Here is a 9,291-nt window from a genome sequence, read left to right on the forward strand (position 1 = left end):
AAAAGGCAGTATATACCTCGTTTTGACCAACGCTCACGTTACCCGCGGCGCGACCACCCTACAGATCCAAACCCACGACGGCCAAACCCGCACAGCCTCGATCGCGCCGAATTCCCTTTTAAAAGATAAGGATCTGGCCCTAGTGGAGTTTAGCGATACTAGGAATTATCCGATCGCCACCATCGCGGAGTTTACCCCCAATCAAGACAGGATCGGTTTAGAAGTGGTGGCCGCGGGATATGTTGCCGAAACGGGACAGTATCGGACAACAAAGGGAACCCTCGAACAGGTGAGCGATCGACCCCTCCGGGATGGCTACAGCGTCGGTTATAGTGGCGATATCGTGCAGGGAATGAGTGGCGGCGGCATTTTTGTCGATGGGGAGTTAATCGGCATTAACGGGCGATCGGCCCATCCGATTCTCTCTAACTACATCGACGAAGACGGTACGAAACCCACAGACGCAGAAATCCAACAGATGAGAGCGGTTAACTGGGGCATTCCCCTTCATACCCTATTAACCTACATCCGGCCCGAAATCCTCAGCGCCTATAACCTGCCCCTACCGCAGGTGAACCCCGATATAGAAACCACCGCCTATACTGGCTATATCGCCGAATTAGAAACAAAAGCCAAGGGTTTCACCGTGCGGATTGATAGTAGCAGTAAAGCCAATGGAAGTGGCGTAATTATTGCTAAAAAAGGCAATATTTACACGGTTTTAACCGCAGACCATGTATTATGTGAGAAGAAGGAAGAAAGTCAAGATGCTGCAAGTGAACCTTGTCCCGATCACACCTACACCGTCGTCACCAGCGACGGCAAAACTCGAAACATCGAGAAAAGCACCATCATCCGGCAGGAAGGGGTAGATTTAGCAGTCTTTCAGTTTGAAAGCCTGGACAATTATCCCGTTGCGGAAATAGCGAATTATAACCCAAATACCGGTGATTTTGTTTTTGCGGCAGGCTTCCCAAAAATTGGCCAAAATCCCTCGAAATGGTTGTTTAGTGGCGGTATAATTAACGATAAAGAACAGGGATTACTACAAACCCGCCAAAGTCCTTTAAGGAATAAACAAGGGGGAACATTACAAAGTGTTGCTTCTTTAACCGAAGGCTATGAATTAGTTTATACCAGCATCACATTTGGGGGCATGAGTGGCGGTGCAGTCTTAGACTCTCAGGGGAGAGTAATAGGGATTCATGGACGTTCAGAAGGAGCAGGGGGAGGGAAAATTCAGTTAGGGTATAGTTTGGGGATTCCCGTTAGCACTTTTATCGGATTGCAAGAAAGATTGAAGGTAAAACCGCAATTATTAACCACTGCTCAACCCCAAGTTAGTCAGCAACAACAACAAGAAATTATTCAAGCGATTACTGGTGTTATTGTTCCTAATACCAATGCGAAGGCGGATATTTGGATAGAAAGGGGAGGACAATTATGGCGGTTATTCAGGTTTGAGGAAGCAATTAAAGCCTTTGATGAAGCGATTAAGCAAAATGACCCCGATAATGTCTATTTAGCGTGGTATGGGAAGGGATTAGCGTTATTTGAATTACGCGAACATCAACCAGCTATGGAAGCTTTGCAACAAGCGATTAATACCTTACCTAAACGGGAAGATTTAAAGAAGTTTCACAGTAGTATTTTACAACGGCAAAGTGTATTTTATCGCTTTTTAGGTGACTTCTCAACAAGTGCTGGTAGAGAAAGAGAAGCCAGAGAAAATTATGAGCAAGCATTAACGGTGATTAATCAGGCGATTTCTCTGCTTCCCAATAACCCCAATTACTATAACGAGAAATGCGGAGTATTAAGTGAATTAAAACGCTATGATGAGGGATTAGCGGCGATTAATCAGGCAATTGATCTCGCTCCCCGTGCTGCTTGGTATGGCAATCGAGGGAATATTTACATTAACCAACAAAAATACGAATTAGCTTTAGCTGACTACAACAAAGCTATTCTACTTAATCCTAATTTAGCTGGGGCTTACTACAATCGGGGGGTTCTTTACCGTCTCCAAGAAAAATACGATTTAGCTTTAGCTGACTGGAACAAAGCTATTGAAATTAATCCTAATTTTGCTGAGGCTTACGTCAATCGGGGGGCTCTTTACTATGACTTGCAGAAATACGAATTAGCTTTAGCTGACTGGAACAAAGCTATTAAAATTAATCCTAATTTGGCTCAAGCTTACTACAATCGGGGGCTTCTTTACCATAACCAGCAGAAATACGAATTAGCTTTAGCTGACTACAACAAAGCTATTGACATTAATCCTAATTATGCTTTGGCTTACAACAATCGAGGGAATCTTTACAAAAACTTGCAGAAATACGAATTAGCCCTCTCTGACTACAGCAAAGCTATTAAAATTAATCCTAATGATGCTGATGCTTACTACAATCGGGGGGTTCTTTACTCTGACTTGCAGAAATACGATTTAGCCCTCTCTGACTACGACAAAGCTATTGAAATTAATCCTAATTATGCTGAGGCTTACGTCAATCGGGGGGTTCTTTACCGTCTCCAAGAAAAATACGAATTAGCTTTAGCTGACTACGACAAAGCTATTGAAATTAATCGTAATGATGCTGTGGCTTACTACAATCGGGGGGTTCTTTACTCTTACCAACAAAAATATGAATTAGCTTTAGCTGACTACAACCAAGCTATTAGAATTAATCCTAATTATGCTAATGCTTACTACAATCGGGGGGTTCTTTACTATAACTTGCAGAAATACGATTTAGCCCTCTCTGACTTCAGCAAAGCCATTGAAATTAATCCTAATTTGGCTCAAGCTTACTTAGGTCGTGGTGGTTTATATGCCATATTACGACAAACCGAAAAAGCAAAAATTGATCTACAACAAGCAGCCATATTATTCCTCCAACAGAATAATATGGCTGCTTATGAAAAGGTGATGCAGATTTTACAACAATTAGGGGGGTGAGTTTCGTAGGTTGGGTTGAGCGAATAAATATGTTAAAGAAAACCTCTCAATTCTCAGGAAAAGCGAAACCCAACAGCCAACACCTAAATCTGTCTGAATCTTTTTGTTGGGTTTCCTTGGGTTTATTGTTGGGTTTCCTTACGTCAATCCAATCGACTTTAGCTAGTAGGAGGAAATAAAACTGGCGATAAAAGATGGTATGAAAAAAACATTCCCATCGCCGAAAAAAGATTTGAAGCCTATTTAAAAACCTTAACGGAGCAAAATCTATGATTACCTTTGATGAAGAAATGGATAAACTGCCCTCTGAAAGAAGGGCAAAAATTGAAGCTAAAACCCAAGAGCTTTTACAAGAAATGCAAATCATTGATGAACTTCTTCAACGCCTAGGACTTGCTTCAGAAGAAATCACGGAAAGCGAAAGTGAACAGCCCTGTTTCTCAGCAAAATCGGATGATTTAAAACAACATCTTACCCTAGAAAATTTAACCCGTATGATGAGGGAATTAGGGGGAGAATGGGAACTTACCCTTAAATTTCCTGAGCAACAAGTGATTAAATTAAGTAGTGAGCGCCCGTAGTTTTTAGGTTGGGTTGAGGGAATAAATATGTTAAAGAAAACCTCTCAATTCTCAGGAAAAGCGCAACCCAACACCCAACACCTAAATCCGTCTGAATTTTTTTGTTGGGTTTCCTTGGTTCAACCCAATCGACGGTAATTCTATTCCTGTTAATAAAGGAGCAGAAGTCAAAATTATTCGTTATGTGGCTTAAAAATTAGCAGCCCATTTAAAAATCTTAACGGAGGAAAATTAATGATTAACTTAGAACAAATTCAAGAAGATATTAACCAATTACCTGAAGAAGCACAAAACTTACTGATTGATTTTATTGAGTTATTAAAAAAACGCTATTCCTTGGCAAAAAAGCCAGAGATTGCAGCAAAAATAAACCCTGAAGCTCAAAGTACCCTAGACATTTTAAAAGAATCTGGATTAATCGGTTGTATTAGTGCAGAATCCGACCTTTCTACTAATTATAAATCTGTTCTCAAAGAAGGATTAAAAGCTAAATATGATCATCGTTGATACCGGATTCTGGGTGGCTTTATTTAACAATAAAGATCAATATCATCTAATAGCACAGCAAACCTTAGCACAGTATTCTTCTCAACCACTAATTACAACTTGGTGTGTTTTAACAGAAAGTTGTAATCTTCTTTTACAACGTTCTCCAAATCTCTATACAGGAGTTGAAAAACAAATAAAATTAATGAACGTATTTGAGAGACATCCCCAAAAATTTCTATTATTTCACCTTGAAAATACTCATCTAAGTAGCTGGTTATAATTAAATTAAAAATGGATTTTAGGTTCGATCCCCCCTGCCCCCCTTGATAAGGGGGGTGCCGATCCCCCCTTAATCCCCCCTTGATAAGGGGGGTGCGGATCCGCCCTGCCCCCCTTGATAAGGGGGGTGTCTGATAATTTTTAACGCCTACCTACTTAGAAAGAATTCAAGACCTTATGAAACAATATCAAAGTCTGCCAATGGACTTAGCCGATGCCTCTCTATTTATCTTAGCAGAAGAGTTAGGAAATGGACGTATCTTATCAATTGATAATCGAGATTTTAATACCTATCGCTGGAAAAATAAAAAACCCTTTATTAATCTTTTCCCAAATTTCTAGTTAATCAGTAGTCCGTAGATTGGTTTGAGCGAATAAATATGTTAAAGAAAACCTCTCAATTCTCAGGGAAAGCGCAACCCAACACCCAACACCTAAATCTGTCTGAATCTTTTTGTTGGGTTTCCTTGGGTCAACCCAACGGACGATAATTGCTATGATTACTATAGGATTTAAAAAAGTAAGTTGAGGTAAACTATGAAAACTCTATCATTTAAAGACATCCAATTTATTATCGAAGCTCTCGAATCCCTTCTCAAAAATTATAGTGACCGTATTCAACAAATAGAAGCTCTCGAAAACTATGAAGATGAAATTTCGGACTTAAGTAATGATTCTTTATTTTTACAAGAATTAATTACTGATTTACAAAATCAACAAACACAAGAATTGGCTCTACTTGTGCCTGAATTTGATTTTAAAAAAATGCCTTTACAAACATTAATTAAACAAGGAAAAAACCTGTCAATTGAGGAAAAATTAATCTTATTGGAATCTCTAACTTCATCAATCCGCGAAGAATATAATCTAATGCGAACCTGAAATGAGAAATCAATGATTACTTATTTAGCCACCGTTCATAAAGTCCGTAGTCGTGGTCTTTTATATGCAAAATTAAAACAAACCGAAAAAGCAAAAATTGATCTATAACAAGCAGCTATATTATTCTACCAACAGAATAATATGGCAACTGATGAAAAGGTGATGCAATTTTTGCAGCAATTAGGGCAATAAGTGGGGGGGTGAGTTATCAGTATTTAGTTTTTTCTAGTCTAGTCTGTTAATTGTTCATTAAAAACCTTCGGGATGGATGTTAAGTAGCTGGTTATAATTAAATTAAAAATAGATTTTAGGTTCGATCCCCCCTGCCCCCCTTGATAAGGGGGGTGCCGATCCCCCCTTAATCCCCCCTTGATAAGGGGGGTGTCTGATAATTTTTAACGCCTACCTACTTATTTTATGACCCTAAAACAACTCATACAAGACAAACGAGAGGATATCCTAAAAATTGCTACCAAACATGGTGCTTTTAATGTGCGTGTATTTGGTTCCGTTGCTAGAGGTGAGGAAACCGAAAATAGTGATATTGATTTTTTAATTGATTATGATTTAGCTAAAACATCCCCTTGGTTTCCAGGTGGATTATTAGTTGATTTAGAGGCTCTCTTAGGGTGTAAAGTGGATATAGTAACTGAAAAAAGCCTTCATCATCTAATTAAACAGCGAATCTTAAAGGAGGCAATTAAGTTATGAATGAAGATCAAGTTTATCTTGAATACATTTTAGACTGTATTGATAAAATTAAGGAGTATTCCCAAGGAGGAAAACAGGAGTTTTTTGCTAATTCAATGATCAGCGATGCTATCATTAGACGCTTACAAACTTTGGCAGAATCAACTCAACGGCTTTCGGAGGAATTAAAGGCAAATATTCCTGATGTTGACTGGCGTAATATTTCTGGTTTTAGGAATATTTTAGTACATGATTATTTAGGGGGAATTGACCTACTTAAGATGAGGAATTTTTTCTCGTCGGTTTCTGGTGCGAAGAATGGAGTTGAAGACGATTACCTGTCCAACTCGATCCTAGTCCCTTGGCAGAGTGACTGACGGATAAGCTCGATCTGTTTGCAGATTTGGCCGGTTTTCTCGTCGCTAGTCATTCAATGATCAATGGGGAAAGATTAAGCCTACCTAATTTTAACTATCTTCTCTCCTCCCTAATCAAACAATGCCTACCATGACCTTAGTGTTACCAATGGTGTATCTACTGGTGATCTACCTCTTACTATCGATCGCAAAAAAGCTAAAATCAACTCCTAATCAGTGATCAGTTATCAGTGGGGAGATAGGAGTCGGTCGTCAGGAGATGGGGGCAAGGATCTGGTTTCCTTTTGCCTTCTGCCTTTTCTAACTGATTACTGCTCACTGAAAAAGGCTAACGGTTATAAAACAGGGACGGGTAAATAAACCTTTTCTACCGTAGGAGAAAAACCTAGCCATTGACGAGATAAACGGGCAAAAGTATCAGGATCACCGCTAACTGCGAAGTTAGTAGGTAGGGGTATTTCGGGATTTTTTATACCTAATAATTCTAGCTCTTTTTCCGCCGCTCGGACAACGGAAGCGGCGGGATCTACCAAGCGCACGGAACTAGGTAAAAGACGACGTAAAACCGGGGAAAGATGGCGATAATGGGTACAACCATAGACCAGAGTATCAATATTTTCTGCGAGTAAAGGCTGAAGATATTCCCTAGCCACTTGCGTGGTGTAGGGGTCAAAAATGCGGTTAGCCTCGATCAAAGGTACAAACTCAGGACAGGGAATTTGCCAAACTTGGGCAGTAGGATCGATTTCTTGAATTGCCTGTTTATAGGCATTACTTTTAGCCGTAGCCGGGGTAGAAATCACACCAATGCGCTTTCCTTGTTTAACGGCAGTTTTTGCCCCGGGCAAAATTACCCCCAAAATCGGTAAATCTTTAAATTCGGCCCGTACTTCTTCTAAAGCCAAGGCGGAACTGGTATTACAGGCCATAATCACCATTTTCACCCGGCGCTCACCCATCCAAGTGAGAATTTCCCGGACAAATTCGATAATTTCCCCTTTAGAACGGGTTCCGTAAGGAAGTCTAGCGGTATCAGCGAAATAGAGAATTGATTCTTGGGGCAGTTGTTTATACAACTCCCTTAAAACGGTCAGTCCACCCACACCACTATCAAACACACCAATCGGACTAAGTTGTGATTCTCTCATAGATATCGAGGAAAACGCTGATCTAAAGTAGCTTTATTTGATGATATTAAAACACGGATTTTTTGATTGGTAAACTAATGCTCCAATCATTTAATCATTAACGGAGATTTCGTTGAATATATTCAATAATCCCCCCAGCGATCGCCGCCGCCATTTGTCGTTGAAAGTTGGCATTGGCTAATTTAGCAGCATCCTCAGCGCCAGTAACGTAACCCACTTCCACGAGGGTAGAGGGCATTTTCGAGGTTCTCAGCACATAGAAACGGGCCCGACGCACCCCCCGATCGCGCATATCGACACTGCGGACAATATTGCGATGGATGGTATCCGATAAACGGCGATCGCCGAAGTAATACACCTCTATGCCATTGACATCCGGTCGTGCTTTCCCCATAGAGTTAGCGTGGATACTGACAAATAGATCGGCATCGATCCGGTTAGCTAGATCCGTGCGCCCTTGCAGGGTGACAAAAAAATCGCTATCCCTAGTTAGACGCACATCGATGCCCTGTTGTTGCAGGATGCGGGTAACTTCTAGGGAAATGGGCAGAATTACGTTTTTTTCCTGAAGGCCACCAATTCCGATCGCCCCCGGATCCTTACCACCGTGGCCCGGATCGATCACCACCAGAAAGCGGCTATTGCGTTGTCGGGGGGGATTAGGAGTGGGGTCAGAGGGGCGCGGAGGTGGGTTAAATTGCCCCGTATCTGGGGGTAAAGGGACAGGTATAGTGGTGGAGTCAGGAACCTGGGAAACGGGGCTAGAATTGCGGGAGGACAGCAATTCTAGGGCTAGGGTTTGATTGCCCGTTTGAGTTAATTGTCCCAGTTGAAAACCCGCGGCCGTCTGTACCAAAATCAGCACCTTATTGACACTTTCCTGACGTACCCGCAATTGATAGATGGGACTATTGCGACCAAAGCGCGGACCGCGAAAAGACTCGGCTAACTTAGCATTTTCGATGCGTAGTTCATAGACACCATCCCGGTTAACAATGCCGTTAGCTTTTAGGGGTAAATCCGCGCGAATTAAGAGGCGATCGTTATTACCTGCCAGATCGATCGAGGAGATCGTGGCCAAACGACTGCTAGAAGGGGGATTATTGGCAGTTTTCGCGGGGGGATTATTGGGACGGGGAGTGGGATTAGTGGCCTGAGTCGGGGGAGGTGAGGAGATATTATCCACGGAACTCAGACCGCCCCTAGGCAGTAAAACCAAGCCACCAAAACGACTATAGAGAGCTTGCCAATCGGGGCTATCTTTATTAACGCTTAGGGAAATCTTAGCCCGTTGATTGGCAGTCTGACTGAATTGAATATCACCGACCCCATAGCGATTGACAGGGATAGTTTGACCGGTGAGACTACCGGGTAAAGTGGCCCCGGGTAATTCAAATTCGATTTTTTTGCCGTCGCGGCTGCGTTGACTGCGGATCGATCGATCATCACCATTTTGCTCTAAACGGACAAAAAGACCATTGCGAGTGATCTGAAAATCATCGTTGTTGTCGGTCTGGCTAACTGGAGGTGGGGGAGTGGGACGGGTGGAACCGCGATCGGGGGGAGGTGTGGGGTCAGGGGTGACGGGTGGTTGCGTTTCCTCCCGAATCGGTTGGGGTTCTGGCAATTCCACTGTCCATTGGGTGGGCGAAATTCCGCGAATTTTTACCTGTTGAGGATCAAAGGTGTAGCCGGGGGCCAATTCAATCACTAAACGGGTAGTTTCCGCATCAAATTGACCAATACGGACACTTCTGACGATATTGCCAATGGGCCGGTTAATATTGGGTTGCCCTAACTTGATCCCGGGCAGATCGATCACGATCCTGGTGGGGTTAGTGATCATTTGCGCTCGCGGTTGCACTCGATTGTCGGTGGTGAAC

General features: G+C 42.2%; 9 protein-coding genes and 2 pseudogenes. 9 read left to right on the top strand and 2 right to left on the bottom strand.

From position 1 onward, the window contains the following. From PX484_RS07795 to PX484_RS07835, 9 genes and pseudogenes are all read left to right on the top strand, one after another. Nucleotides 1–2,962 (top strand): tetratricopeptide repeat protein (locus PX484_RS07795; protein WP_288103375.1); only part of this gene is annotated, 2,962 nt, incomplete at its 5' end. Between the two features lie 269 nt (nt 2,963–3,231). Next, entirely contained in the window at nt 3,232–3,543 is a 312-nt protein-coding gene (locus PX484_RS07800; RefSeq protein WP_016514503.1) for a hypothetical protein, read from the top strand. A gap of 234 nt (nt 3,544–3,777) precedes the next feature. Further along, nucleotides 3,778–4,050, top strand: a complete 273-nt coding sequence (locus PX484_RS07805; RefSeq protein WP_002774769.1) for a hypothetical protein — start codon at nt 3,778–3,780, stop codon at nt 4,048–4,050. Continuing rightward, a complete protein-coding gene (locus PX484_RS07810; protein WP_409772692.1) occupies nt 4,037–4,312 on the top strand; it encodes a type II toxin-antitoxin system VapC family toxin in 276 nt (91 codons plus the stop codon). The genes PX484_RS07805 and PX484_RS07810 overlap by 14 nt, the downstream gene beginning before the upstream one ends. Before the next feature lie 161 nt (nt 4,313–4,473). Next, a pseudogene (locus PX484_RS07815) lies at nt 4,474–4,653 on the top strand (type II toxin-antitoxin system VapC family toxin); the annotation flags it as partial. Nucleotides 4,654–4,848: 195 nt separating this feature from the next. Then, nucleotides 4,849–5,193 carry a hypothetical protein gene (locus tag PX484_RS07820; protein WP_287765503.1) on the top strand — a complete coding sequence of 115 codons (345 nt, stop codon included), beginning with the start codon at nt 4,849–4,851 and terminating at the stop codon, nt 5,191–5,193. 12 nt (nt 5,194–5,205) lie between these two features. Then, nucleotides 5,206–5,385 (top strand): annotated as a pseudogene (locus PX484_RS07825) (hypothetical protein). Between the two features lie 225 nt (nt 5,386–5,610). Beyond that, nucleotides 5,611–5,904 carry a nucleotidyltransferase family protein gene (locus PX484_RS07830; protein WP_002800375.1) on the top strand — a complete coding sequence of 98 codons (294 nt, stop codon included), beginning with the start codon at nt 5,611–5,613 and terminating at the stop codon, nt 5,902–5,904. After that, entirely contained in the window at nt 5,901–6,260 is a 360-nt protein-coding gene (locus PX484_RS07835; protein ID WP_002800376.1) for a HepT-like ribonuclease domain-containing protein, read from the top strand. The genes PX484_RS07830 and PX484_RS07835 overlap by 4 nt, the downstream gene beginning before the upstream one ends. A gap of 335 nt (nt 6,261–6,595) precedes the next feature. Here PX484_RS07835 and murI read toward each other — a convergent pair whose 3' ends face one another. Beyond that, the gene (murI, locus tag PX484_RS07840; protein WP_002800377.1) at nt 6,596–7,408 is read right to left on the bottom strand and encodes a glutamate racemase; all 813 of its coding nucleotides are present in this window, start codon (nt 7,406–7,408) and stop codon (nt 6,596–6,598) included. A gap of 97 nt (nt 7,409–7,505) precedes the next feature. After that, a partial coding sequence (locus PX484_RS07845) for an N-acetylmuramoyl-L-alanine amidase (RefSeq protein WP_288103377.1) occupies nt 7,506–9,291 on the bottom strand: 1,786 nt, incomplete at its 5' end.

Origin of the sequence: Microcystis sp. M49636_WE2, assembly GCF_030065375.1 — a bacterium.
GTDB classification, from domain to species: domain Bacteria; phylum Cyanobacteriota; class Cyanobacteriia; order Cyanobacteriales; family Microcystaceae; genus Microcystis; species Microcystis aeruginosa_C.